17 protein-coding genes and 2 pseudogenes are annotated in these 24746 nt (G+C 72.0%); 11 read left to right on the forward strand and 8 right to left on the reverse strand.

Annotated features, from left to right (window positions below; genetic code table 11):
• Positions 1–636: 636 nt before the first annotated feature.
• Both ACSLIC_RS20675 and ACSLIC_RS20680 read right to left on the reverse strand, forming a co-directional pair.
• Entirely contained in the window at positions 637–2016 is a 1380-nt protein-coding gene (locus ACSLIC_RS20675; protein ID WP_436739196.1) for an aspartate aminotransferase family protein, read from the reverse strand.
• On the reverse strand, positions 2001–2489 hold the full coding sequence (locus tag ACSLIC_RS20680; protein WP_436739197.1) for an Lrp/AsnC family transcriptional regulator: 489 nt from the start codon (positions 2487–2489) through the stop codon (positions 2001–2003). Before ACSLIC_RS20680 ends, ACSLIC_RS20675 begins: the two co-directional genes overlap by 16 nt.
• 176 nt (positions 2490–2665) lie before the next feature.
• Here ACSLIC_RS20680 and ACSLIC_RS20685 point away from each other — a divergent pair, with 176 nt between their 5' ends.
• Positions 2666–4111, forward strand: coding sequence for a gamma-aminobutyraldehyde dehydrogenase (locus ACSLIC_RS20685; RefSeq protein WP_436739198.1), 1446 nt, complete (start codon positions 2666–2668; stop codon positions 4109–4111).
• Between the two features lie 195 nt (positions 4112–4306).
• On the opposite strand, the pseudogene ACSLIC_RS20690 reads toward ACSLIC_RS20685, so the two are convergent.
• From ACSLIC_RS20690 to ACSLIC_RS20700, 3 genes and pseudogenes are all read right to left on the reverse strand, one after another.
• Positions 4307–5560 (reverse strand): annotated as a pseudogene (locus tag ACSLIC_RS20690) (serine hydrolase domain-containing protein).
• A 619-nt stretch (positions 5561–6179) separates the two neighbouring features.
• Complete coding sequence (locus ACSLIC_RS20695) at positions 6180–6935, reverse strand: glycerophosphodiester phosphodiesterase (RefSeq protein ID WP_436739199.1); 756 nt, start codon at positions 6933–6935, stop codon at positions 6180–6182.
• Between the two features lie 43 nt (positions 6936–6978).
• A complete protein-coding gene (locus ACSLIC_RS20700; RefSeq protein ID WP_436739200.1) occupies positions 6979–8073 on the reverse strand; it encodes an adenosine deaminase in 1095 nt (364 codons plus the stop codon).
• 687 nt (positions 8074–8760) lie between these two features.
• Here ACSLIC_RS20700 and ACSLIC_RS20705 point away from each other — a divergent pair.
• Positions 8761–9177, forward strand: a complete 417-nt coding sequence (locus tag ACSLIC_RS20705) for a DUF4190 domain-containing protein (RefSeq protein ID WP_436739201.1) — start codon at positions 8761–8763, stop codon at positions 9175–9177.
• Between the two features lie 334 nt (positions 9178–9511).
• Here the strand turns inward: ACSLIC_RS20705 and ACSLIC_RS20710 are convergent, their stop codons facing one another.
• Positions 9512–10063: an NADAR family protein gene (locus ACSLIC_RS20710; RefSeq protein WP_436739202.1), complete on the reverse strand. Its 552-nt coding sequence runs from the start codon at positions 10061–10063 to the stop codon at positions 9512–9514.
• A gap of 228 nt (positions 10064–10291) precedes the next feature.
• On the opposite strand from ACSLIC_RS20710, the gene ACSLIC_RS20715 reads away from it, so the two are divergent.
• From ACSLIC_RS20715 to ACSLIC_RS20750, 8 genes and pseudogenes are all read left to right on the forward strand, one after another.
• The gene (locus ACSLIC_RS20715) at positions 10292–11809 is read left to right on the forward strand and encodes a gamma-aminobutyraldehyde dehydrogenase (protein ID WP_436739203.1); all 1518 of its coding nucleotides are present in this window, start codon (positions 10292–10294) and stop codon (positions 11807–11809) included.
• Between the two features lie 220 nt (positions 11810–12029).
• Complete coding sequence (locus ACSLIC_RS20720; RefSeq protein WP_436739204.1) at positions 12030–13286, forward strand: polyamine ABC transporter substrate-binding protein; 1257 nt, start codon at positions 12030–12032, stop codon at positions 13284–13286.
• Between the two features lie 244 nt (positions 13287–13530).
• Entirely contained in the window at positions 13531–14682 is a 1152-nt protein-coding gene (locus ACSLIC_RS20725) for an ABC transporter ATP-binding protein (protein ID WP_436739205.1), read from the forward strand.
• Positions 14679–15614, forward strand: coding sequence for an ABC transporter permease (locus ACSLIC_RS20730; RefSeq protein WP_436739206.1), 936 nt, complete (start codon positions 14679–14681; stop codon positions 15612–15614). The genes ACSLIC_RS20725 and ACSLIC_RS20730 overlap by 4 nt, the downstream gene beginning before the upstream one ends.
• Complete coding sequence (locus ACSLIC_RS20735; RefSeq protein ID WP_436739207.1) at positions 15614–16405, forward strand: ABC transporter permease; 792 nt, start codon at positions 15614–15616, stop codon at positions 16403–16405. Before ACSLIC_RS20730 ends, ACSLIC_RS20735 begins: the two co-directional genes overlap by 1 nt.
• A 99-nt stretch (positions 16406–16504) precedes the next feature.
• Positions 16505–17926 (forward strand): NAD(P)/FAD-dependent oxidoreductase, encoded by a 1422-nt coding sequence (locus tag ACSLIC_RS20740; RefSeq protein ID WP_436739208.1) that lies wholly within the window; start codon positions 16505–16507, stop codon positions 17924–17926.
• 353 nt (positions 17927–18279) lie between these two features.
• Entirely contained in the window at positions 18280–18738 is a 459-nt protein-coding gene (locus ACSLIC_RS20745) for a hypothetical protein (RefSeq protein ID WP_436739209.1), read from the forward strand.
• 343 nt (positions 18739–19081) lie between these two features.
• Positions 19082–19511 (forward strand): annotated as a pseudogene (locus tag ACSLIC_RS20750) (chitinase); the annotation flags it as partial.
• Between the two features lie 157 nt (positions 19512–19668).
• Here ACSLIC_RS20750 and ACSLIC_RS20755 read toward each other — a convergent pair.
• The gene (locus tag ACSLIC_RS20755) at positions 19669–20295 is read right to left on the reverse strand and encodes a phosphatase PAP2 family protein (RefSeq protein WP_436739210.1); all 627 of its coding nucleotides are present in this window, start codon (positions 20293–20295) and stop codon (positions 19669–19671) included.
• 440 nt (positions 20296–20735) lie between these two features.
• Positions 20736–22067, reverse strand: a complete 1332-nt coding sequence (gene gabT, locus ACSLIC_RS20760) for a 4-aminobutyrate--2-oxoglutarate transaminase (protein WP_436739211.1) — start codon at positions 22065–22067, stop codon at positions 20736–20738.
• Between the two features lie 385 nt (positions 22068–22452).
• Here gabT and ACSLIC_RS20765 point away from each other — a divergent pair, with 385 nt between their 5' ends.
• Positions 22453–24708: an ATP-binding protein gene (locus ACSLIC_RS20765; RefSeq protein WP_436739212.1), complete on the forward strand. Its 2256-nt coding sequence runs from the start codon at positions 22453–22455 to the stop codon at positions 24706–24708.
• Positions 24709–24746: the final 38 nt, after the last annotated feature.

Genomic DNA, 24746 nt, shown 5'->3' on the forward strand with positions numbered 1-24746 from the left:
GGGGCAGGCGCGGTGCACGGGGCGGTCGCCCTACGGAAGGGAACCTAGGGACGGGTGCGGGGCCCGTCGCACCCACACGGCCCGATGCCGCACGTTCTCACTCGAACGGGTGGCGCCGGGCCGCCGATGGTGCGGGGGCGGGGGTGGGCCGTGTCGGCTTCGGTGCGGGGCGCGCTCCGTGCGGCGAAGCAAGACGGACGGGGCGCCGCCCCGCACCGTGCCGTAAGGGAACGCTGCGCCCAGCGCCTCTTACCAGCACTGCACGGAGTGGTAGAGGGCGACGGGGCCGCGGCGGCCCCGTACTTCAGTGATCCTTCGCGAAGCGCCTCACGGCGCGCGCCCAGTCCGAAGGCGCCGCCCGACGGGGCGGGCCCAGCGCGGTGCGGTAAGGGGTGACGTCGCGTAGCGCTCCATACCTTGGGTCGCGCGGTGCCCCGTACCGGCGGCCCCGTACCGGCGGCCCCGTACCGGCGGCGCCGTCCAGTCCGGCGTGATGCCTCGTACTGGGCGACGCGCCGTGCGGTCATGGACGGCGCCGCCCAGCGCCCCATACCTCACGAGGTACCGCGCGGCGCCCCAAGCCTGACGGGCGCCGCGTACGAGGGAGCCCCCCGACCCGAGCTGCCGCCTCCCCCGTCAGAGCTTCGTCCAAGCCTCCGTCAGCACGTTGCGGAGGATGGACTCGATCTCGTCGAAGGTCGACTGGTCGGAGATCAGTGGCGGGGCCAGCTGGATGACCGGGTCGCCGCGGTCGTCGGCGCGGCAGTACAGGCCGTTGTCGAAGAGGGCCTTGGAGAGGAAGCCGTAGAGGACGCGTTCGGTCTCCTCCTCGGTGAACGTCTCCTTGGTGGCCTTGTCCTTGACGAGTTCGATGCCGTAGAAGAAGCCGTTGCCGCGGACGTCGCCGACGATGGGCAGGTCGTGGAGCTTCTGGAGGGTGGAGAAGAAGTTGCCCTCGTTGTCGAGGACGTGCTGGTTGAGGCCCTCGCGGTCGAAGATGTCGAGGTTGGCCAGGGCGACCGCGGACGAGACGGGGTGGCCGCCGAACGTGTAGCCGTGCAGGAAGGTGGTGTCGCCCTGGTAGAAGGGCTCCGCGAGGCGGTCGGAGATGATGCAGGCGCCGATCGGGGAGTAGCCCGAGGTCATGCCCTTGGCGCAGGTGATCATGTCCGGGACGTAGCCGAACTTGTCGCAGGCGAAGGTGGTTCCGAGCCGACCGAAGGCACAGATGACCTCGTCGGAGACGAGCAGCACGTCGTACTGGTCGCAGATTTCGCGGACGCGCTGGAAGTACCCGGGCGGCGGCGGGAAGCAGCCGCCGGCGTTCTGCACCGGCTCCAGGAAGACGGCGGCGACGGTCTCCGGGCCCTCGAAGAGGATCTGCTGCTCGATCTGGTCGGCGGCCCAGCGGCCGAACGCCTCGGGGTCGTCGCCGAAGAGCGGGGCGCGGTAGATGTTGGTGTTCGGCACTTTGTGGGCGCCCGGCACCAACGGTTCGAACGGGGCTTTCAGGGCGGGCAGTCCGGTGATGGAGAGTGCCCCCTGCGGCGTGCCGTGGTAGGCGACGGCGCGGGAGATGACCTTGTGCTTGGCCGGCTTGCCGGTCAGCTTGAAGTACTGTTTCGCCAGCTTCCACGCGGTCTCGACCGCCTCGCCGCCGCCGGTGGTGAAGAAGACCTTGTTGAGGTCGCCCGGCGCCTCGTGGGCCAGCCGCTCGGCGAGTTCGACCGCCTTCGGGTGGGCGTACGACCAGATGGGGAAGAATGCCAGGTCCTGCGCCTGCCTGGAGGCGGCCTCAGCCAGTTCGGTGCGGCCGTGTCCGGCCTGCACGACGAAGAGTCCCGCCAGTCCGTCCAGGTAGCGCCGCCCCTGGTCGTCGTAGATGTAGGTGCCCTCGCCCCGCACGATGGTGGGAACGGGCGCGCTCTCGTACGACGACATGCGCGTGAAGTGCATCCACAGGTGGTCGTACGCGGTTCGGCTGAGGTCCTTGCTCACGGCTATCGGGTTCCCCACATGTAGGTCTGCTTCTTGAGCTTCAGGTAGACGAAGCTCTCGGTGGAGCGCACGCCGGGCAGGGCCCGGATGCGTTTGCTGATCGTCTCCAGGAGGTGGTCGTCGTCCTCGCAGACGATCTCCACCATCAGATCGAAGGAGCCCGCGGTCATCACCACGTACTCGCACTCGGCCATGGCCGACAGTGCCTCGGCCACCGGGTCGAGGTCGCCCTCGACGTTGATGCCGACCATCGCCTGGCGGCGCAGTCCCACGGTGAGCGGGTCGGTCACCGCGACGATCTGCATCACGCCCTGGTCGAGCAACTTCTGGACCCGCTGGCGCACCGCCGCCTCGGAGAGCCCGACGGCCTTGCCGATCGCGGCGTACGGGCGGCGTCCGTCCTCCTGGAGCTGCTCGATGATTGCCAGGGAGACGGCGTCGACGGACGACGAACCGCTCCCGTTCCTGGAATCTGCGCTTCGACTGGCCACAGCCTCACTGTGCACGAGGTCTCGTCGGTTTCGCAAGGCTGCACCGATGTAATTCGTTGTCGTGGAGCGTCTGAGGTACCGATTTCGCAGATGCTGAGGGTTGCCCATATCGAAAACGTCGGCTCACGGATTAGGGTGGGTGTCTCATCCACTGGACATCCGACAGGAGGCCGGCAGTGACCGAGCTGGGACAGGCACGCAAGCTGCGCAACTACATTGCCGGGGAGTTCAAGGACGCCGCCGACGGGCGTACGACCGAGATCATCAACCCCGCCACGGGCGAGGTCTACGCGACCGCGCCGCTCTCCGGCCAGGCCGACGTCGATGCCGCGATGGAGGCCGCCGCAGCCGCCTTCCCCGGCTGGCGCGACACCACCCCGGCCGAACGGCAACGCGCCCTGCTGAAGATCGCCGACGCCTTCGAGGAGCGCGCCGAGGAGCTGATCGCCGCGGAGTCGGAGAACACCGGCAAGCCGCTGGGCCTGACCCGGAGCGAGGAAATCCCTCCGATGGTCGACCAGATCCGGTTCTTCGCGGGCGCCGCCCGGATGCTCGAGGGCCGCTCTGCCGGGGAGTACATGGAGGGCCTCACCTCCTTCGTACGCCGCGAGCCGATCGGCGTCTGCGCGCAGGTCGCCCCGTGGAACTACCCGATGATGATGGGCGTCTGGAAGTTCGCCCCGGCACTGGCCGCGGGCAACACCGTCGTCCTCAAGCCCTCCGACACCACCCCGGCGTCGACCGTGCTGATGGCCGAGATCATCGGGTCGATCGTGCCCAAGGGCGTCTTCAACGTCATCTGCGGCGACCGCGACACCGGCCGCGCCATGGTCGAACACCCCACCCCCGCGATGGCCTCCATCACCGGCTCCGTCCGCGCCGGCATGCAGGTGGCCGAGTCCGCGGCCAAGGACCTCAAGCGGGTCCACCTGGAGCTGGGCGGCAAGGCGCCGGTCCTCGTCTTCCAGGACGCCGACATCGCCGCCGCCGCCGCGGGCATCAGCGAGGCCGGGTTCTTCAACGCGGGACAGGACTGCACCGCCGCCACCCGCGTCCTGGTCCACGAATCGGTCCACGACGACTTCGTCGCCGCCCTCGCCAAGGCCGCTGCGGACACCAAGACGGGCCAGCCCGACGACGAGGACGTCCTGTACGGTCCGCTCAACAACGCCGACCAACTCGCCAAGGTCTCCGGCTTCATCGACCGCCTCCCGGCCCACGCCAAGGTCGAGGCCGGCGGTCACCGGGTCGGCGACAAGGGCTACTTCTACGCCCCGACCGTGGTCAGCGGCCTGAAGCAGGACGACGAGATCATCCAGAACGAGGTCTTCGGCCCCGTCATCACCGTCCAGTCCTTCCGCGACGAGGACCAGGCCCTCGCGTACGCCAACGGCGTCGAGTACGCCCTGGCCTCGTCCGTGTGGACCAAGGACCACGGCCGGGCCATGCGCCTCTCGCGCCACCTCGACTTCGGCTGCGTGTGGATCAACACCCACATCCCGCTGGTCGCCGAGATGCCGCACGGCGGATTCAAGAAGTCCGGTTACGGCAAGGACCTTTCCGCCTACGGCTTCGACGACTACACCCGCGTCAAGCACGTGATGACCTCGCTGGAGGGCTGAGCCCCGGCGCGGTCCGGGAACCGTGGTCGGTGAACGCCGCCGGCGCCGCCCCGGCAGAGGGGCGGCGCCGGCGGCGTTCACGGGGCGCCACGGGCGGCGTTCGCGCAGGTACGGGGCGGCCTATGGCGCGGTGTACGGAGTGTGGCGGCGCACCGTGACGGGGCGTACGGGGCGGGTGCCGGCGGGGCGCCTCGGTCAGCCGAACGCCGGAATGCCGAACCGTGCCGCGACGGCGCCGCCCGACTCCTTGGCGGTGGTGCCCGTGACCCCGTACACGACGGTGCGCGACAGGTCCCGGGTGGCCGCGATGGCCACGTTGTAGCCGGGGCGGGCTCCGGTCTTGCCCCACGCGACCAGGCCTTCGCCGAGGTCGAGCCGCTCCAGGCCGGCGCTCATGGTGGCCCCCTCGATGTCCGGCACGGTGAACATCTCCTCCAACTGGGGCTGGGGGACCACCTTTCCGGCGAACACGCCGACCAGGAGGCGTTCGAGGTCCGCCGGTGACGAGATGAGGTCGCCCGCCCCAGCGGTCGGTCACCCGCCACCGGGTCACGTCCACGCGTGTGCCGTCCACCAGTTGGTAGCCGCGGTTGTGCGCGCTCCGGATGCCCGCCTCGTCGCCGGGGAAGTAGCTGGCCCGCATCCCCAGAGGCCGCAGCACCCTCCCCGTGGCCTCGGCCTCGAAGGGACGGCCCGTCACCTTCTCGACGATCAGGGCGAGCAGTGTGTAGTTGATGTTCAGATATTGCTGTCGTTCGCCCGGAGTGAAGGCGGGGCCTTCGCGACAGAGGTGCGCACCACCTCTGCCACGGGGAGCCGGTCGAAGCGGTGCGCGTACTGCTCCTCCCACGGCCCGTCGTGGCCGTCACCGGGCTGGATGCCGCTCGTGTGGTTCAGGAGGTTCCGCACCGTGACCGGGGAGTCGAAGTCGTCGGTCAACAGGTCGGGGAGGAGTTGCTGGACGGTGCTGTCGAGGCTCAGCCGGTTCTCGGCGGCGAGTTGCAGTACGACGGAAGCCGTCACGACCTTGGTCACCGAACCGGCCCGGAGCCGCCCGTCGGCCAGTGCGGCGCGCCCGCTGCGGATGTCGCGGACGCCGGCGGAACCCTCGAACCGGCCATCCGTCCCCCCGGCGAGCACCGCTGCCGCGGTCGCCTCGTTGTCCGGCAGCCCGGCGAGCGCGGCGCGGAGTGCCTCGGAGCGCGGGTGGTCGTCCCGTGTGACGGCGGGCGTGGCGGCGGGGGAGTACGCGGCGCCGGACTCGGGACGCGGCGGCGTGGGGGTGCCGACGGCTGCGGCGGGGAGTGCCGCCGGGCCGAGGAGCGTGAGTGTGGTGAGGGTGCAGAGCACCGCCCAGACCGGAGCGGAGGGGCGCGGGGGGCGTCGCGGTGCGGCACGGTGCGGCGTGGCGGTACGGGGCGTGGCGGTCTCGATGGCGCGACGGTGCACGGTGGAGTCTCCTCGGTGGCCGGGACGGGGTACGACTGTCCTGTCCTGCACGGCGCCGACCCATAAGGATGGCTCGGGTGGCAACTGCGTAGGTGGTGCGTGGACATGCCCATCCTGCTGAGCACCGGTGTGCGGGGGATCATCACTGAGGGTCGGGTCGTACCCGGAGTTTCGCGTCCCAGCAGGCATACAAGGAGCCAAGTGCCGGGAGGGTTCACCCCTAAGGGAGTGCCCGAGGGAGTCGCGGTGCTGGCGTCTCCGGATGTGTTCCGGAGGTGCCCTTTCGGGGGCTGGGGGCTCCGTACGGAGCGTGTACGGAGCGTGCGACCAGGTAGTTCTCTGCTCGCCGAGTTGCCCACGGGGCCGCCCGCCCCGTCGCGGCGCTCGTGCCGCGCGGCGTGGGATCGACGCGGAGTGCGAGGCGCAAGGCGGGCGGTCCGTGCCGTGAGCGAATGCGCCTTCGGGGCCCGGCGATGGACACAACGTCCGTTGCGCACGCCGCGCTGCTCTCGGGGGGACGCGCGGCGCGGGCCCTGTGTGGCAGTGACTGAGCGGGCACGGGGCAGGCACAGCGCGCCGGCGCGACGCAGAGGTAAGGGGAACGCCGCGACGTGGACCCTTACGTAGTTGCCGTCGAACGCACCCCCGGGCCGAGGAGCTCCCGCAGGACGTCGATCCGGTTGGTGGTGACGGAGTCGGCGCCGAGGGCCAGTAGGCGGCGCATCGTGCGCCAGGTGTCGGGGGTCCAGACGGACACCCGCAGGCCGTCCCGGTGGACGCGGTCCACCAGTTCGCGGCTGACCAGGCCGAACCGGTAGTTGAGCCAACGGGGCCGCACGGCGGAGAGCAGCACGGGACGCGGCGGCGCCAGCGTCGTCCAGGTCAGGGCGATCTCCGCGTCCGCGTCGAGCGCCCGCACCTGGAGCATGGCCGAGGCGCCACCCGTCCAGTACACCTGGTCGGGCGCCCCGCAGTGCCGCACCGTGCCGATCACGGCGGCGACGTCGCGGTGCGACGGATCGCCCGGCAGATCGATCATGAGCCTGCTGTCCCGCGTCACCCGCAACGCCTCGTCGAGGCGCGGAAGCCTTCCCGCCGTCAGCTCGGCCACCGCGTCGGCGGACAACGAGGCGAGGTACCGGTCGTTCCCCCACAGCCGTTCCAGGGTGGCATCGTGCAGCAGCATCGGAACGCCGTCGCGGGAGACTCGTACGTCCACCTCGACCGCGTCCGCGCCGCGTTCGAGTGCGGAACGAAGCGAGGGGAGCGTGTTCTCCCGGAGCTGGTAGGGGTCGCCCCGGTGGGCAACGGCGACGGCGCGGGGCGGCGCGGGCGCCGTACCGCGGGAAGCATTCGTGCGGTACGCGGTGGGCATGGCCCCCACGCTGCCCGACGGGGCGCGGTGGCGCCGTCGTGGCTCACCTCTGGGCTAGCCAGCTCTCCGTCCAGGCGTCGATCTCCGCCGCGATCCGGTCCTTGCCGGCCTGGTCGAGGAACGACGCCTCGACGGCGTTCCTGGCCAGCTCCGCGACACCGCGTTCGTCGAGGCCGAGGAGGCGGGCGGCGACGTCGTACTCGTTGTTGAGGTCCGTGCCGAACATCGGCGGGTCGTCGCTGTTGATCGTGACCAGTACGCCGGCGTCCACCAGCGTCTTCAACGGGTGCAGCCCGATCTCGCTCACGGCGCGGGTCGCGACGTTGGAGGTGGGGCAGACCTCCAGCGGAATGCGGTGCTCTGCCAGGTACCGGAGCAACTCCGGGTCCTGGGCGGAGCTGATGCCGTGTCCGATGCGCTCGGCGCGCAGGGCGCGCAGCGCCTCCCAGACGGTCTCGGGGCCCGTCGTCTCGCCGGCGTGGGGCACGCTGTGCAGCCCCGCCGCGATCGCCCGGTCGAAGTACGGTTTGAACTGCGCCCGCGGAACGCCGATCTCCGGTCCGCCCAGCCCGAAGGAGACCAGCCCCTCGGGGCGCAGGTCCAGAGCGAGCCGCAGTGTCTCCTCGGCCGACTCGAGCCCCGCCTCGCCGGGGATGTCGAAGCACCACCGCAGAACGACGCCGAACTCCGCCTCCGCCGCCTTCCGGGCGTCCTCTATGGCCTCCATGAAGGCGCGCTCGTCGATACCCCGGCGCGTGGAACTGTACGGAGTCACCGTCAGCTCCGCGTAACGGACGTTCTGCCGTGCCATGTCGCGGGCGACCTCGAAGGTCAGGAGACGGATGTCCTCCGGCGTCCGGATCAGGTCCACCACCGAGAGGTACACCTGGATGAAGTGGGCGAAATCCGTGAACGTGAAGTAGTCCGCCACGGCCTCCGGGTCGCTGGGTACCGCCGAGTCGGGATGGCGGGCCGCCAGCTCGGCCACGATTCGCGGGGAGGCGGAGCCCACGTGGTGCACGTGCAGTTCGGCCTTCGGCAGGCCCGCGATGAAGGCGTGCAGCTCGGTCACGGTGTCCTCCGGTATCTGATCCAGGCTCCGCCGTGCGGAGTCTGCCTCCGGGCGGGCCGGAGCCATCCTAGACGCAGCCCGGGCCCCCACCGGGTGGCCCGTAGCATGATCGGACACCGGTACGAGGGGGTGGGCGCGATGCCCGAGAACGAACAGCAGGTTGACCGGCGCCGAGAAGAGACTGATCAGGCCCCTGCCGCCACGGTGATTGAGCTGAAGGCACCGGGCGAGGGAGGTGCGGGGCCTGCTGCGGGGGAGCGCGGGGCGGATGCCGGCGCGGCTGACGGGCCTGACGGGGCGCCCGTGCGATCCGACGGGGCGGGGCCCGACGTCGCGTCGCAGGCCGGGCTGTCGCTGGCCAAGAGCACGGACGTGGCAGCGGTGACACCTGACGCGCCGGAGCCCCGCGCGACGGAGCCCGACATGGGGACGGCGGGGGGCGTCGTGGCAGCGCCGAGTGGGTCCCGTGGGGTGTGGGCTCCGCCGAACTCTGCCGAGCGCTCGCCTGGGCCCGCCCCGTACGGGGCGCAGCCGGTAGCCGCAGTTCCCGCCGACCACGCGGCCCCACCAGCGGGGCACGGCCCCGGTAGCCCCTACGGTGCGGCGGCGCCCCTTACATTGCCGGGCCTTGGCAGCCCCGTGCCGCCTCCTCCGATCGGCCCGGAGGGCCCCGGCCCCGCCCCCGTCGCCCCCCTGTTGCCGCATGCGCACGCTGCCGGACCTGCCCCGTACGGGGCGTACCACGCGGGCCCCGTGTCCCCTCCGTACGGCGCGCCGGCCCAGCCACCCGCCCCGTACGGGGCGGGCTACGGGGCTGGCGGCTGGGCCGGCGCGCCGTACGCCTACCACGGCTGGGGGTGGCCGACCGGCCAGCGGAACGGCATGGGCGACGCGAGCCTCGCGCTCGGCGTCATCGGCCTCGTCCTCTTCCTGGCCTTTCCGTTGGCGATGGTCCTGGGAGTGCTCGCCCTGATCTTCGGCGGCGTCGGCCGTGCCCGCGCGCGCCGCGGCGAGGCCGGCAACCGTGGTCAGGCCCTCGCCGGGATGATCTGCGGGGGTGCGGCTCTGGTGCTGGCGGCGCTGGTTCTCGTCCTGATGGTCAGTACGTCGGGCGAGGACGGGGGTGGGCGCGCGGCGGAGGGCAGGTACTCGGCGACGTCGCTTCGCTGAGCCGGTGGTCGGCCCGGCGCTCGCCCCGGTCGCGACGGCGAGCGCCCGGGCGCCAGTTGCGCGGAGCGTCCGCCCAGCGCTGCGTCCCCGTGCCGCCCCGCACGGGGCGCCGTCCGGCCCCGTAGCGATGCCCCGTCCCGCCGCCCCGAGTGCGCCGCAGCGGCGGCCCCGCGTCGAAACAGTGAAACCGCAGGTCGTCCGCGACGTACGGTGCGCCTACGGTGCAGTCCGGCCCCGCCCCGCGTGGCGGACTCCCAGGCACCGTCGCCCCGCGGCGTCCCGTCGGATTCTCCGGCCCCCGCGGCAGGCTCGCGCCTCGTCCGCACCCTGCTCTTCACCGCAACCGGCCACGCGCCCCCATCAACGCGAACCCCAGCAGATTCAGCCCCCGCCACCGTGCCGGATCGCGGACCCGCTCGTCGTCCCGGGCCAGGCCGACTCCCCAGATCCGATCCACCGGGCTGGCCTCGACCAGGACCCGCTCGCCTGTTCCGACGAGGAAGGCCCGCAGCGCGGGATCGGAGCGGAACTTGTGGATGCTGCCCTCCGTCACCAGGGCGAAGCGGGCCTCGTTCCAGGTCCGCTCCTCGAAGCCGCGCACCAGGCGCCCTGCGATCTTCGCCTCGGCGGGGGTGGCGGCGTCGAGGGCGCGGCGTTCGGCGTGTGCGTCGCCGAAGAGGCGGGCCTTGCCGGCCATCATCCAGTGCTCGGCCGTCGCGTAGCGGATTCCGGCCACCGTGAACGGGGAGGGCCACCACTGGCTGAGGCAGCTCGCCCCGAGCTGTCCGTCACGGCGGGGCGTATGGCCCCAGAAGGGCAGATACTTCACCGTCTCGCCCGCGCCGGTGTAACGGATCAGGTCGCCGCGTGAGGTGATGGTGTCCATGCACGGGAGCGTCGCACGCGTCCCCGGCGCTGCGTCCGGGGTTTTCCGCCGCGCCTCGGCACCCTGGTCGGTCCCCGCGGCCAGGTATCGACAGATTCCGTCGCGTAACCAAAAGGCAACAACGGAATCACTTGTTGGGGTGTGAGCTTTCTGCCAGGATCGGCAGCCACACCGAGCCGGAGCTACGCCGTGACCCGGGGGACGGGGCGCGCGGCGGAGGAGAGCGACATGCACGAGAACCGCTTCCAGGCGCACGACCGTCTCGCGGCCGGCGCCCAGTTCATCGCCGGGGAACTGCGACCCGGGACATCGGGAACCAGCCACACGGTCGTCGACCCGGCCACCGGCCGCGCCGTCCACACGTACGAACTAGCGGGCACGGAGGACGTGGACGCGGCCGTCGCAGCGGCCCGCGACGCCTACCCCTCGTGGTCCCGCGCGACGCCCGGCGAGCGTTCCGACGCGCTGCACGCCTTCGCCGCCGTGCTGGGCGAGCGTGCCGAGGAGCTGGCTCAGGCGGAGTCGCTCCAGTGTGGCAAGCCGCTGAAACTGAGCCGGGAGTTCGACGTCCCGGGCACGGTCGACAACGCCGCCTTCTTCGCGGGTGCCGCGCGCCACCTGCAAGGGTCCTCCGCGGGCGAGTACAGCGGCGACCACACGTCGTACGTACGCCGCGAGCCCGTCGGTGTGGTCGGCTCCATCGCCCCGTGGAACTATCCGCTCCAGATGGCCGCCTGGAAGGTCCTCCCGGCCGTCGCCGCGGGCAACACCATCGTCCTCAAGCCCTCCGAACTCACCCCGTTCACGTCGCTGCTCTTCGCCGATGCCGCCACGGCCGCGGGTATCCCGGACGGCGTCGTCAACATCGTGAGCGGCGCGGGTCCCGGCAGCGGCGAGCACCTGGTGGCCCACGGCGATGTCGCGATGACCTCGTTCACCGGTTCCACCGCCGTCGGCCGCCGCGTGGCCGAGATCGCCACCGCGGGCGTCAAGCGGCTCCACCTCGAACTCGGAGGCAAGGCCCCCTTCGTCGTCTTCGACGACGCCGACCTCGACGCCGCGGTCCACGGTGCCGTCGCGGGCGCCCTCATCAACACGGGCCAGGACTGCACCGCCGCGACCCGCGCCTACGTACAGCGGCCCCTGTACGACGCGTTCGTGGCCGGCGTCGCCGACCTGATGGCCACCGTCCAGGCCGGCGACCCGTTCGACCCGGCCACCGACATCGGCCCCCTCATCAGCCACACGCACCGCGACCGCGTCGCCGGCTTCGTCGAGCGAGCCCGCGCCTACGCCCGCGTCGTCACCGGCGGTGAAGCGCCCGGCGGGGACCTCGCCCGGGGCGCCTACTACCGTCCGACGCTCATCGCCGACGCCCCGCAGGACAGCGAGGCCGTTCAGGCCGAGATCTTCGGTCCCGTCCTCGTCGTCCTGCCCTTCGACAGCGACGACGAAGGGCTGCGCCTCGCCAACGACACCCCGTACGGGCTCGCCGCCTCCGCCTGGACCCGTGACGTCTTCCGCGCCGGGCGGGCCACGCGCGAGATCCAGGCCGGGTGCGTCTGGGCCAACGACCACATCCCGATCCTCAGCGAGATGCCGCACGGCGGATACAAGGCGTCCGGTTACGGCAAGGACATGTCCGCCTACTCCTTCGACGAGTACACCCGGATCAAGCACGTCATGTACGACAACACCGCCGTCGCGCGCAAGGACTGGCACCGCACCGTCTTCGGCCGGCGCTGACCGCCGCGCCGCCCCGTACGCCGCCCGCGCCGCCTCGTACGCCGCGCGCACTGTTTCCGCAGGTCGCGCGCCCCGTACGGAGCGTCAGCGGTGCACCGTACGAGGCGCCCCGCACACCCGCCCCGCACCGCCGTATCTCCCCGTATCCGCACCGCCGCGGTCACCGGAGCCGGTCCCCGCCGCTCCCGGTGGCCGCCCCTTTCGAAAGGGCCTCCCGCGCATGGAGCAGTACGAGCCCGACCGCCTCACCCCGGCCCAGTTGGCAGCGATGCGGCGCGGCGTGCGCGGCAGGGCGCCCCGTGGCAGCGGGGCCGTCAGCCGCCGCTCGCTGCTGCACGCTGCGGGGGGCGGGGCGCTGGCCGCCGGCGGACTGAGCGCGCTGGCCGCCTGCGGCATCCCACCGGCGGCCGGGAACGCCCCGTCGGGCTCCTCGGAGGACCACTCGGCGAAGGAGAAGCGGCTGAACTTCTCCAACTGGACCGAGTACATGGACCTCTCGAAGGACAAGAAGAGCCGACCCACCCTCGACGCCTTCCAGCAGCGGAGCGGCATCGAAGTCAAGTACACCGAGGACATCAACGACAACGTCGAGTTCTTCGGCAAGATCAAGCCGCAGCTCGCCGCTGGGCAGGACACCGGGCGCGACCTGATCTGCGTCACCGACTGGCTCGCCGCCCGCCTCATCCGCTTCGGCTGGGTGCAGAAGCTCGACCCCGCCAACCTCCCGCACGCCTACACCAACCTGTCGTCCCAGTTCAGGAACCCCGACTGGGACCCCGGCCGGGCCTACAGCTACCCCTGGCAGGGCATCTCCACCGTCATCGCCTACAACGCCAAGGCCACCAAGGGCAAAGAGGTCACCTCGGTCCAGCAACTCCTGGAGGACCCCGCGCTCAAGGGCCGGGTGGGCTTCCTCTCCGAGATGCGCGACACCGTCGGCATGACCCTGCTCGACTCCGGCAAGGACCCCGGCGACTTCACCGACGACGACTTCGAGGGCGCCGTCGCCCGGCTCCAGAAGGGCGTCGACAGCGGCCAGATACGCCGCTTCACGGGCAACGACTACACCTCTGACCTCGAATCGGGCGACCTCGCGGCTTGTCTCGCCTGGGCGGGCGATGTCGTCCAGCTGGCCGCGGGCACCCCGGACGTCCGTTTCCACATCCCCGACAGCGGCTACATCATCTCCAGCGACATCCTCCTGGTACCCAACAAGGCCCGGCACAAGGCCAACGCCGAGAAGCTCATCGACTACTACTACGAGCCCCGGGTCGCCGCCGAACTCGCGGCGTGGATCAACTTCGTCTGCCCCGTCGACGGAGTCAAGGCCGAGCTGGCCAAGATCGACAAGGAAGCCGCCGAGAACCCGCTGATCGTCCCTGACGAGGCCATGGCGGCGAAGTCGCGCTCCTTCCGCTCCTTGACCTCCAAGGAAGAGGCACGGTACGAGGCGGCCTTCGCCAAGCTCACCACCTGAGCCGTGCCCCGCCGCGCCCGCGCCCCGTACGCCGGGCGCCCCGCGTCGCAGGCCGCGCGCACCGTTCCCGCAGGTCGCGCGCCCCGTACAGGGCATCAGCCGCGCTCCGTACGAAGCGGTCCCGCCGCCCGTACACCGCACCCCGGCAACGCCCGCCGCACCTCACCGGCCACGCCCTCTCGCGCCCGCACCGCGCGGACGGCGCTCCTTCCGCTTCCGCCCCTCCAGCCCCCGGGACCACTCCATGACCACCGACCGCGGCGGCGACGTCCGTCTCTCCGGGCTCAGCAAGACCTACGGCGCGTTCATCGCCGTCCATCCGCTCGACCTGACCGTGCCCGCCGGATCGTTCTTCGCCCTGCTCGGTGCCTCCGGCTGCGGCAAGACCACCACGCTTCGCATGATCGCCGGCCTGGAGGAGCCCACCACAGGCTCCGTCCTGCTCGGGGACCGCGACGTGACGGGGCTCCCCCCGTACAAGCGCCCCGTCAACACGGTCTTCCAGAGCTATGCCCTCTTCCCGCATCTCGACGTCTTCGACAATGTCGCGTTCGGCCTGCGCCGGCGCGGCGTCAAATCCGTGCGCGGGCAGGTCGGCGACATGCTCGACCTGGTCGAGCTCGGCGACTTCGCCCGGCGCAAGCCCCACCAGCTCTCCGGCGGGCAGCAGCAGCGTGTCGCGGTCGCCCGGGCCCTCATCAACCACCCTCAGGTACTCCTCCTCGACGAGCCCCTCGGCGCGCTCGACCTCAAGCTCCGCCGCCAGATGCAACTCGAACTCAAGCGCATCCAGACCGAGGTCGGCATCACCTTCGTCCACGTCACCCATGATCAGGAGGAGGCCATGACCATGGCCGACCAGGTCGCGGTCATGAACGGCGGCCGCGTCGAACAACTGGGCGCCCCCACCGACCTCTACGAGACCCCGCGGACCACCTTCGTCGCCAACTTCCTCGGCACCTCCAACCTCGTCCCCGCCCGCTTCGGCGGCCGCAGCGGCGACGACCTCCTCCTCCGTGCCGGCGACGCGCCCCTCGCCCTGCCCGCCGCGCGCAACGGTGCCGCCGCCACGACGGGCCCCCTCCTGCTCGGCATACGCCCCGAGAAGGTCTCCCTCGTCCCCGTCGCGGACGCCGCGCACATCCACGACGGCCGCAACCGCCTCACCGGCATCATCCGCACCACCCGCTTCATCGGCGTCTCCACCCATTACGTGATCGACAGTCCCGTCTGCGCGGGCTTCGAGGTCTACGTCCAGAACGTCGAACGCGACCCCCGCCTCGTCCCCGGCGCCGAAGTGGCCCTGCACTGGAACCCGGCGCACTCCTTCGGCCTCGACGCCGCCCAGGACGTCGCCGCGGGCAGCGCCTCGGTGGAGAAGGACGCCGCCGCATGACCACGACCCTGGCCAAGCCGCCCGGCGCCGGGCCGCCCGCCGCCCCGCGGCCGCCCCGCCCACGCAAGCGGCGCGGCCGCCTCACCCCGTACTGGCTGCTGCTCCCGGGCATCCTCTGGCTGCTCGTCTTCTTCGCCCTGCCGATGGCCTACCAGGCGTCGACCTCGGTGCAGACCGGTTCCCTGGAGGACGGCTTCCAGGTGACCTGGCACGTCGCCACGTACTGGGAGGCCCTGGCCGAATACTGGCCCCAGTTCCTGCGCTCCGTGCTGTACGCGGGTGCGGCCACGGTGCTCTGCCTGGTACTGGGGTACCCGCTGGCGTACCTCATCGCGTTCCGCGCGGGGCGCTGGCGCGGGGTGGTGCTGATCCTGGTGATCGCGCCGTTCTTCACCAGCTTCCTGATCCGCACGCTGGCTTGGAAGACGATCCTCTCCGACGTCGGCCCCGTCGTGTCGGTGCTCAACAGCCTCCACGTTCTCGACGTCACCAGCTGGCTGGGCCTCACTCAGGGCGACCGCCTGCTCGCCACCCCGTTCGCGGTCATCTGCGGCCTCACGTACAACTTCCTGCCGTTCATGATCCTTCCGCTGTACACCTCGCTGGAGCGGATCGACGGCCGACTGCACGAGGCGGCGGGGGACCTGTACGCGAACCCCTTCACGACCTTCCGGAAGGTGACCTTCCCCCTGTCGATGCCCGGCGTGGTCTCCGGAACGCTGCTGACGTTCATTCCGGCGAGCGGTGACTACGTCAACGCGGACCTGCTCGGTTCCACCGACACGCGCATGATCGGCAACGTCATCCAGACACAGTTCCTGCGCATCCTCGACTACCCGACGGCCGCGGCGCTCTCCTTCATCCTCATGGCGGCGATCCTCTTCACGGTCACCTTCTACATCCGCAAGTCCGGGACGGAGGATCTGGTCTGATGAGCTGGCTGCGCCGCAACTTCGTCGTCATCGCGGGCCTCATCACGCTCGCCTTCCTGGTCCTGCCCAACCTCGTCGTGCTCGTCTTCTCGTTCAACAAGCCCAAGGGCCGCTTCAACTACACGTGGCAGGAGTTCTCCCTCGACGCATGGCGCGACCCGTGCGGCGTCGCCGATTTGTGCGGCTCCCTCGCGCTCAGCCTCCAGATCGCCGCCTGGGCGACGCTGGGCGCCACGGTGCTGGGCGTCATGGTGGCGTTCGCGCTGGTCCGCTACCGGTTCCGGGCGCGCTCCACGGTCAGCGCGCTGATCTTCCTGCCGATGGCGATGCCGGAGGTCGTCATGGCCGCCTCGCTGCTCACCCTCTTCCTCAACATGGGGGTGCAGCTCGGCTTCTGGACGGTCCTCATCGCCCACATCATGTTCTGCCTCAGTTTCGTCGTCACCGCCGTGAAGGCCCGTGTCATGTCGATGGACCCGCGCCTGGAGCAGGCCGCCCAGGATCTCTACGCCGGACCGGTGCAGACCTTCCTGCGCGTCACGCTGCCCATCGCCGCACCCGGTATCGCGGCCGGCGCCCTGCTGGCCTTCGCGCTCTCGTTCGACGACTTCATCATCACCAACTTCAACGCCGGTTCCACGGTCACCTTCCCCATGTACGTGTGGGGCTCGGCGCAGCGTGGAACGCCCGTCCAGATCAACGTGATCGGCACCGCCATGTTCGCGGTCGCCATCGTCCTCGTCCTCGCCGGGATGCTCATCGGCAACCGGCGCAAGAAGCGGGCCCGGTGAACGGAGCGGAGCGCCCCGTACGGTGCGGCGCACGCCGCGCGGTAATGGGCGCTCCGCGGCGTCACCTCGTACCGCATGCATCGCAAGGGAGTTGACATCATGGCCGCACGCGCCATGACCCGTACGTCCGCCGCCCTGTCGGACGCTTCGCCCGTCCCGTACTGGCTCGACGACCCGGGGCGCCCCGCCCCCGAGTCGGCCCTCTCCGGCGACGCGGGCTGCGACCTTGTGGTCGTGGGCGGCGGCTACAGCGGACTGTGGACGGCGCTCCTCGCCAAGGAGCGCGACCCCGGCCGCGACGTCCTCCTCCTGGAGGGCCGCGAGGTCGGCTGGGCGGCGTCGGGCCGCAACGGCGGATTCTGCGCGGCATCCCTCACCCACGGCACCGCCAACGGCCTCTCCCGGTGGCCCGGCGAGATGCCGCTCCTGGAAGAACTGGGCGCCCGCAACCTCGACGCCATCGAGTCCGCCGTCGACCGCTACGGCATCGACTGCGCCTTCGAACGTACCGGGGAGATCTCGGTCGCCACCCGGCCCCACCACGTCGCGGAGCTGCGCGAGCTGCACGAGGAGATGGTTGCCGCGGGCCTCGCCGCCGGCTCCGAACTGCTCGACGAGGACGCGCTGCGCGCCCAGGTCGACTCGCCGACCTTCCTCGGCGGGCTCTGGGACCGCGACGGAGTGGCCCTCGTCGACCCGGCGAAGCTCGCCTGGGGCCTGAAGGCCGCCTGCCTCTCGCTCGGCGTACGCATCCACGAGAACACGCCCGCCACGTCACTCTCGCGGAGCGGCGCGGGGATGGCGGTGCGCACGCTGCGCGGCGGCACGGTGCGCTGCGCACAGGTCGCCCTCGGCACCAACGTCTTCCCCTCCCTGGCCCGCCGCACACGCCCCCTCACCGTGCCGGTCTACGACTACGCGTTGATGACCGAGCCGCTCAGCCCCGAACAGCTCGCCGCCATCGGCTGGCGCAACCGGCAGGGCCTCGGCGACAGCGCCAACCAGTTCCATTACTTCCGGCTCTCCTCGGACAACCGCATCCTCTGGGGTGGCTACGACGCGGTCTACCCGTACGGCGGGAAGGTCAGCGCCTCCCTGGACCAGCGGCCCGAGACCTTCGACCGGCTGGCCGGCCACTTCCTCGCGTGCTTCCCCCAACTGGAGGGCGTTCGCTTCACTCACGCCTGGGGCGGGGCGATCGACACCTGCTCCCGCTTCTCCGCCTTCTTTGGTACCGCGCACGGCGGCCGCGTCGCGTATGCCGCGGGTTACACCGGGCTCGGCGTCGGGGCGACCCGCTTCGGCGCCGACGTGATGCTGGACCTGCTGAGCGGCGAGGGGACCGAACGGACCGCCTTGAGTATGGTCCGCACCAAGCCGCTGCCCTTCCCCCCGGAACCCTTCGCCTGGACGGGGGTTGCCCTGACGAAGTGGTCCCTGGCCCGCGCCGACGAAAGAGGCGGGCGACGGAACCTCTGGCTGCGGACGATGGACCGGATGGGGATGGGGTTCGACAGCTGAAGTGAGGGCGGGGAGAGGTGCCCGGCGAGGAGAGGTGCCCGGCGCACTGCCGGCGATCGGCGGTGCCGGTGGCGCGAGCCTTACTCGACCCTCGCGGCGCGTAAGTGGTCACGTCGCGGCGTAGGTCTTACGCGATGCGCGGCGGGTAAGGGGTGGCGCTCCGGCGTGGCCCTTATCCGCCCCGATCGCGGGGGTGCCGCACGACTCCGTCCCGTCCGTCGTTCGCGGGGCGCTCCCGCCGACCCGTCGGTGTGAGCCGCCTCACGAGGAATTGCCGCCGAATCCGCGTAATGCCCGCGGTGTGAACAGCTCTCCACTGATGACAGGACGTCCAACAGTGGAGAGGAAGCGTCATGACGGGGTTCCAGACGAGGGCGGCTGCCGAGTGGCTGCTGTCGGCAGCGCCCGACGCGGTCGCGTGCCGTCGGCAGTGGGGCCGCGGCCCGCACGGCATGGTCCTGCTGCCCGCGGGGGTTCTGTGGGACGTGTTGATCCTTCCGGGAGGGCTGGGCCACCCCACCCTCGACGTGCTGAGTCGCTGCACCGACCGGCCTGGCCCGGTGCTCTCGGGGGCAGGAGGGGCGCGGCTCGGCTTCTTCGTGCCGCCGGGCACCGCGTCGCGGTGGCTGGGCACAGGGGTCCGCGCGGTGGGGCGGGGTGCGTGGATCGTGGTGCCGCACCCGGGCCGGGCCGTCGGGGTGGTGAGCTGGCTCGTCCGCCCGGACGGTTCCGGCACGCTCAACGACCCGGGGTTGCTGGAGCTCGCCATGCACGAGGCCGTGGCGGGGGAGGAGCGGCCCGGTGGGTGGTGAAGTGGGGATCCGTGCGCTGGGCGATCCGGCGCACCGGGCCTGGCGGCCAGGCGGGTGGCGGGTTCGGTGTCGTGCGAGGCGCGAGGCGCGGGCCCGCGCTTCGTGTGGGCGGCACACATTGACAACTCGATTGGTCCGGATCAGGCGTACGGCAAGTTGTCACCATCGCTCCCTCTCGTCCAGGACATCCCGCTTCTCGCGACGCGTCCGCTCCGCGGCAGCCGCTGCCGTCGCGGTCTGCGCACTGGCCACCACCGCCGCCACCACCGCCGCCGCCGCGCCGCCCGCCGCGCCGCCCGTCGCGGCGCGCGCGGCGGAACTGCCCGCACACGCCCTCGTCGGCTACCTGCCCGTCATCCACGCGCTCCGGAGCGACCCCACCCTGCTGCACGTCCAGGACTACGACTCCGGGCTGATCCTCGGGCTGGACGGTGAGCACCATGCCATGGGCAGGGCGGACTTCCGCGTGGCGATGACGGACATGCTGCTCACCGGCTTCCCGGTCGCCGGTGACCCCGTCCAGGTCTTCCCTGCGTTGCACCCGGAACAGGTGGCGATCGGTATGCCGGCGACGCCGCAGGCGGGCAGCGGCCACGTACTGTCCGGCGAAGCGGAGACGGCCCTCGACTGCCTCACCAAGGGATCGGCCTGCGGTTCGTACGCGCCGCACGGCACGTGGCCCGCGTTGCGCGGCCTGACGGGCGTGGTCCATCAACTGGGACCGCTACGCAGGCGACGAGTTCGCGGGCACCTTCGGCCGGTACTCCGGCTGACCCAAAGCCGCCACGTGCGCGGATCGGTCCCAGGCCACCGCCCCGTACGGGGCCGGCGCATGCTGGGGAACGGCGCGGCGCGCGGCGCCGTACGGGGCGAGCGACCTGCGGTTTCTCGTATCCCACGGGGCGTGCCCCGTCACAGGGCGCCGCCTCGTCACTCGGTGTCCGATTCGCTTCGCCACCGGAGCAGCGCCCGTGCCGCCGCCACTGCGCCCCACAGCAGGAAACCCCCGAGCGCCCAGCTCGCCGCGACGTCCAGCGGCCAGTGGTATCCGCGGCGCACCAGGCCGTACCCCACGGCGGCGTTGACCACCACGCATGCGCCGACGAGGTACCGCCACCGGCGAGAGGAAGGGGCGGCGCCCCGCAGCAGCAGCACGCACGCCCCGAAGGCGACGCAGGCGGTGGCCGCGTGCCCGGAGGGGAAGAAGCCGGAACCGCCCGTCGCGGACGGCCCCGGGCGGCCGGTCAGCACCTTGGCGAGGCTCACCAGCGGCGCGACGAGGGCCAGCGCGATCCCCGTCGTCAGGGGCAGGGTCCACCCGTACGGGGCGCCGCCGCGCCGTCTCGCGCCGAACCATTGCCACGCGACGAGGGCCGCCAGCAGTACCGGCCCGACGAGCACGCCGCCGGCGTCGGCGAGGAACTCGGCCAGCGCCTCGGGGAACGCGTTGCCGCGGATGAGGTGTCCCAGGCGTTCGTCGGCCGCGAGTATGGGGCCGCGAGTGACCACCTGCCAGGTGCAGAGGGCGAAGAGCAGCGCGCAGGCGACCGGGGTCACCCAAGCGGTGCGCCATGAACGCGGAGTGGGAGGAAGAGGAGGAGTCGGCCGTCCCGGAACAAGGGGGGAGGTTCCGCGGCGGCCGACCGGACCGGCGGGCCGCGCGCCCCGGGGGGTGTGGGGCGGGCGGCGGTCCGATCCATGAGGAGTTCCGGAGCGCGAGACTCCGGTGTGCGCGAAGGCGCGGCCGGAACGGTGCTGAACGTGCTCCGTCCCGAAGTCGCCCGCAGAACCCTGCGGGCGGGGTGTTTCTCTCATCTGGGCTCAACCTACGGCAGCGGCCCGGCGGCCGACAGGGGCAATCGGAGGCCGACATCGGCCCCGCACACCTTCTTCACAGGCTCCGACGCGCAGGGGCCGGTCCGGGCCACGACGCGGCACGTCCGGCCCCTGGCGGCGAGGGTGCGGGGCAACGTCCACCTCACACCCTCGCCCTGTCCTCAGAGGGCCGCGAACGCCGCCTCGAGGACGTCCAGGCCGTCCGTGAGCAGTTCCTCACCGATCACCAGCGGAGGGAGGAACCGCACCACGTTGCCGTAGGTTCCCGTGGTGAGGATGAGGACGCCCTCCGCGTGGCAGGCCTTCGCGATCTGGGCCGTGGCCTCGGGGTTCGGCTCCTTCGTGCCGGACTTCACCAGCTCGATGGCGATCATCGCGCCGCGGCCACGGACGTCGCCGATGATGTCGAACTTCTCCTGCATCGCGCTGAGCCGGGGCTTCATGATCGCCTCGATGCGCTTCGCCCTGGCGTTGAGGTCCAGCTCGCGCATCGTCTCGATGGCGCCGAGCGCTCCGGCGCAGGCCACCGGGTTGCCCCCGTAGGTGCCGCCCAGGCCGCCCGAGTGGGCCGCGTCCATGATCTCTGCGCGCCCCGTCACGGCGGACAGCGGCAGGCCCCCGGCGATGCCCTTGGCGGTGGTGATCAGGTCGGGGACGATGCCCTCGTCCTCGCAGGCGAACCACTGGCCGGTGCGGCAGAAGCCGGACTGGATCTCGTCGGCGACGAAGACGATGCCGTTGTCGGAGGCGAACTGCCGGATGGCCGGCAGGAAGCCCTTGGCCGGTTCGATGAAGCCGCCCTCGCCGAGCACCGGCTCGATGATGATCGCCGCGACGTTCTCCGCGCCGATCTGCTTGGTGATCTGCTCGATGGCCTGCGCGGAAGCCTCGGTGCCGGCGTTCTCGGCGCCGGTCGGCCAGCGGTAGCCGTAGGCGACCGGCACCCGGTACACCTCCGGCGCGAACGGCCCGAAGCCCTGCTTGTACGGCATGTTCTTCGAGGTCAGCGCCATCGTGAGGTTGGTGCGGCCGTGGTAACCGTGATCGAAGACGACGACCGCGGTGCGCTTGGTGTACGCACGGGCGATCTTCACCGCGTTCTCCACCGCCTCGGCTCCGGAGTTGAACAGCGCCGACTTCTTCGCGTGGTCCCCGGGCGTCAGCTCGGCGAGCTGCTCGGCCACCTCCACGTACCCCTCGTACGGGGTCACCATGAAACACGTGTGGGTGAAGTCGGCGAGCTGCGCAGAGGCCCGGCGGACCACGGCCTCGGCCGAGGCGCCCACCGTGGTCACGGCGATGCCCGAGCCGAAGTCGATGAACCGGTTGCCGTCGACGTCCTCGACGATGCCACCGTCGGCACGGGCCGCGAAGACGGGCAGAACCGACCCCACACCCGCGGCGACGGAGGCCGAACGCCGCGACTGGAGCTCCTGCGACTTCGGACCGGGGATGGCAGTGACGACGCGGCGCTCCTGCGGGAGGGTGCTCATAAGGGCTCCTGGAAGGTCGGACGCTTCCGAAGTCAGCGCGGGGTCTGGATTCCGAAGCTTTCGATGGCTTTGTTCGCAGGCTAGGGGTGCGCACCGGGCGCGGGCATGCTCCGATCGGGAGAAGTGCGTGCGTGTCGTTGTCCGCCGAGGACAGGGATGGCCTGGCGCACCCCGCGCGCGGTGGGTGCAGGGCGCGCTCCGTGATGTTCCGCCGCGCGTCCCGCCGCCCCGGCCACTCCGCTCCGAGGTGTCCCGCACGCGCCCCGTACGCCGCGCGCGCCGTCCACGTTTCCGCAGGTCGCCCGCGCAGTACGGGGCGACGGGGCGGCGGGGCAGTAGATTGGCGGCCGGGACTGACGGACCGGCAGGCCAGGGGGCAGGACGGATGGACAACGACGGCGGGCACGAGACGCGCGGCACCCAGGGGCCGCCTCCCCCTGACGTTCCGCAGCAGCCTCCCTCCGTGCCACCGCCGGCCATGCCGCCAACCCCGCCGCTCCCCCCCGCGCCACCGCCTCCGCGCGACGGGGGAGCCGCCACGTGGCCCACTCGCCGGCCCGGTTCTCCATCCAGGCGGCCCGCCGGCCCCGGTGCCGTACCGCCGCGCCCCGTAGGGGCCCCGCCCGGTGCGGCGCCGCCCGACGGTGCCTCCTTCGTCGCCTGGCTGCGGGCCGAGCGGCCCGCCGCGGGCCCGGGTATCTGGCGGTACGGGCACACCCCCCGCCCTGACGAGGAACCGGAGCCCACTCCCGGGCGCCAGCTCATCGGAGGGGCGCTGATCGCCTTCCTGGTCGGCTGGCTCGTCTGGTCCCTGCTGTGGAACGGCTACCTGGGCAGTTGGTGGCTTCTGCCGCTGGAACTGCTCACACCGGACTCCTGGCGGTTCGGGGACCGCATCACGAGCGTGTTCGTGTACTACCCGTACTACGGCCTCATCATCTTCGGCATCCTCACCGTCGTCGCCCGTCTGGGCCGATGGCCGGAGGTCTGGCGACGATACGGCCTCCCCGCCTGGCGTCGCGCCGTCCCCGCCGCGCCGACCGGGCCTCCAGCCACCGAGGAGGACCCCGCGCAGTGGCCCCAGCTCCGTGTCGGCGGGGCCCCCGAGGCGGCGGAGCGCCTCGCCGCCGAGACGGGGGCGGGCGGCATGCGGGACGTCGATCACGCCCGCATCACCCGTGCGTGGCAGGCAGTCCGTGCGGGACGGCGCTCCCCCGAGGAGTTCACCCGCGCCGTCCTGGCCGACGGGGCGGGGGCCTGCCCCCACCCGTCCGGTGCCCGGGACCTCCCGGGGCGCTCGGCCGAGCATGATCTCGTCACCGGTCAGGTCCGTGTGGGTGAGGTCGGGGACACGCCGCGCAACCCGTACGCCTTCCGCGGCGCCGGACTGGCACTCGGACCCGAGCTGCTCGGTACGTCGCTGCTGGCCGTGGGCCCCGTCGGGGCGGGCAAGTCGGTACGGCTGGTCCGCCCCGTCGTCGAGAACCTCTGCCTGCTGGCGCTGGCCGGCCGTGCCGCCGTCGTGGTCGTTTCCGCCGCCGGTTCGCCCGGTGCGGGGTCCGCCGAGCAGTACGACGTGGTGGTCAGCCCCGGTCGCCCCGACTCCGTCTACGACCTTGATCTCTACGGCGGCACCTCCGACCCGGACGAGGCGGCCGCCGTCCTCGCCGAGGCACTCGTGGGCGACCTCGCCGACCCGCACACGGGCGGCGACACACGGCGCTCGACCACGGTGCTCGCCCAGCTGATCGGTCCGTTCTCCGCGGTGCACGGCCGCTTCCCGTCCGTCCGGGAGCTGCGGGAACTCCTCGACGGGGGGCCGGCCTCGCTGACCGCCCTCCGCAAGGACCTGGAAGACCTCGGTGACTCCGCCATGGTCCGCGAACTGGACGCCCGGGCGCGCCAGGCCGGCGGCCCGCACGACCCCGGGCCGGCGCTCGCCGACCGCATCGCCCTGCTGGACCGCCCCGCGTTCGCGAAGTTCTTCGACACCAGTGGCCGCACCCGGCCGTTCTCGCTCCGCGCCGTGGACCACCCCGTGCGGGTCCGCCTCGACCTCCCCGAGCGCGGCCACGCCGACGCGTCGCGCATCCTGGCCCGCCTCGTCCTCGCCCAGTTCACCGAAAGCGTGGCGGCCCGCGAGGACCGCTCGCTCTTCGCCTGCCTGGTCCTGGACGACGCCACCGGCGCCGTGACCCCGCAGACGGTGCGCAGCCTGCAGCGCCTGCGCTCCGCCAACGCCGGCGCCGTGCTGACGCTCCGCACCCTGGAGGAGGTGCCCCGAACGCTGCGCGGTCCGCTGCTGGGCGCCGTCGGCTGCCGCGTGGCCCTCTCCGGGCTCACCCCCTGGGACGGGCAGGACTTCGCCGAGGTCTGGGGCAAGGAGTGGACGGAGGCCCGCGACGTCACCGACCGCCAGATCGTCGCCGACGAACCCCTGACCAAGGCCGCCCACTTCATCCGGCGCGTCATCACCGGCAAGGCGCCCACCGCCCAGTCCGTGACCGTGCGCCAGGTCGAGCGCGAACGCTGGTCCGCCTCCGAGCTGGCCCACGCCGTACCGCCCGGCCACGCTGTCCTGTCCCTGACGAACGTACGAGGGGAGTACGCCCCACCGCTCCTGGTCGACCTGCGGAAGTGACCGGACGGGCGCCGTGCCGCTCCGTACGGGGCGGCACG

This window comes from Streptomyces sp. BBFR102, from assembly GCF_051397025.1.
Taxonomy (GTDB): domain Bacteria; phylum Actinomycetota; class Actinomycetes; order Streptomycetales; family Streptomycetaceae; genus Streptomyces.

Coding starts and splice junctions, on each gene's coding strand:
- ACSLIC_RS20695 (WP_436739199.1), bottom strand. CDS start 6,935: ATGCCCACCGCGTACCGCACGAATGCTTCCCGCGGTACGGCGCCCGCG.
- ACSLIC_RS20700 (WP_436739200.1), bottom strand. CDS start 8,073: ATGGCTCCGGCCCGCCCGGAGGCAGACTCCGCACGGCGGAGCCTGGAT.
- ACSLIC_RS20710 (WP_436739202.1), bottom strand. CDS start 10,063: ATGGACACCATCACCTCACGCGGCGACCTGATCCGTTACACCGGCGCG.
- ACSLIC_RS20715 (WP_436739203.1), top strand. CDS start 10,292: ATGCACGAGAACCGCTTCCAGGCGCACGACCGTCTCGCGGCCGGCGCC.
- ACSLIC_RS20720 (WP_436739204.1), top strand. CDS start 12,030: ATGGAGCAGTACGAGCCCGACCGCCTCACCCCGGCCCAGTTGGCAGCG.
- ACSLIC_RS20725 (WP_436739205.1), top strand. CDS start 13,531: ATGACCACCGACCGCGGCGGCGACGTCCGTCTCTCCGGGCTCAGCAAG.
- ACSLIC_RS20730 (WP_436739206.1), top strand. CDS start 14,679: ATGACCACGACCCTGGCCAAGCCGCCCGGCGCCGGGCCGCCCGCCGCC.
- ACSLIC_RS20735 (WP_436739207.1), top strand. CDS start 15,614: ATGAGCTGGCTGCGCCGCAACTTCGTCGTCATCGCGGGCCTCATCACG.
- ACSLIC_RS20740 (WP_436739208.1), top strand. CDS start 16,505: ATGGCCGCACGCGCCATGACCCGTACGTCCGCCGCCCTGTCGGACGCT.
- ACSLIC_RS20745 (WP_436739209.1), top strand. CDS start 18,280: ATGACGGGGTTCCAGACGAGGGCGGCTGCCGAGTGGCTGCTGTCGGCA.
- gabT (WP_436739211.1), bottom strand. CDS start 22,067: ATGAGCACCCTCCCGCAGGAGCGCCGCGTCGTCACTGCCATCCCCGGT.
- ACSLIC_RS20765 (WP_436739212.1), top strand. CDS start 22,453: ATGGACAACGACGGCGGGCACGAGACGCGCGGCACCCAGGGGCCGCCT.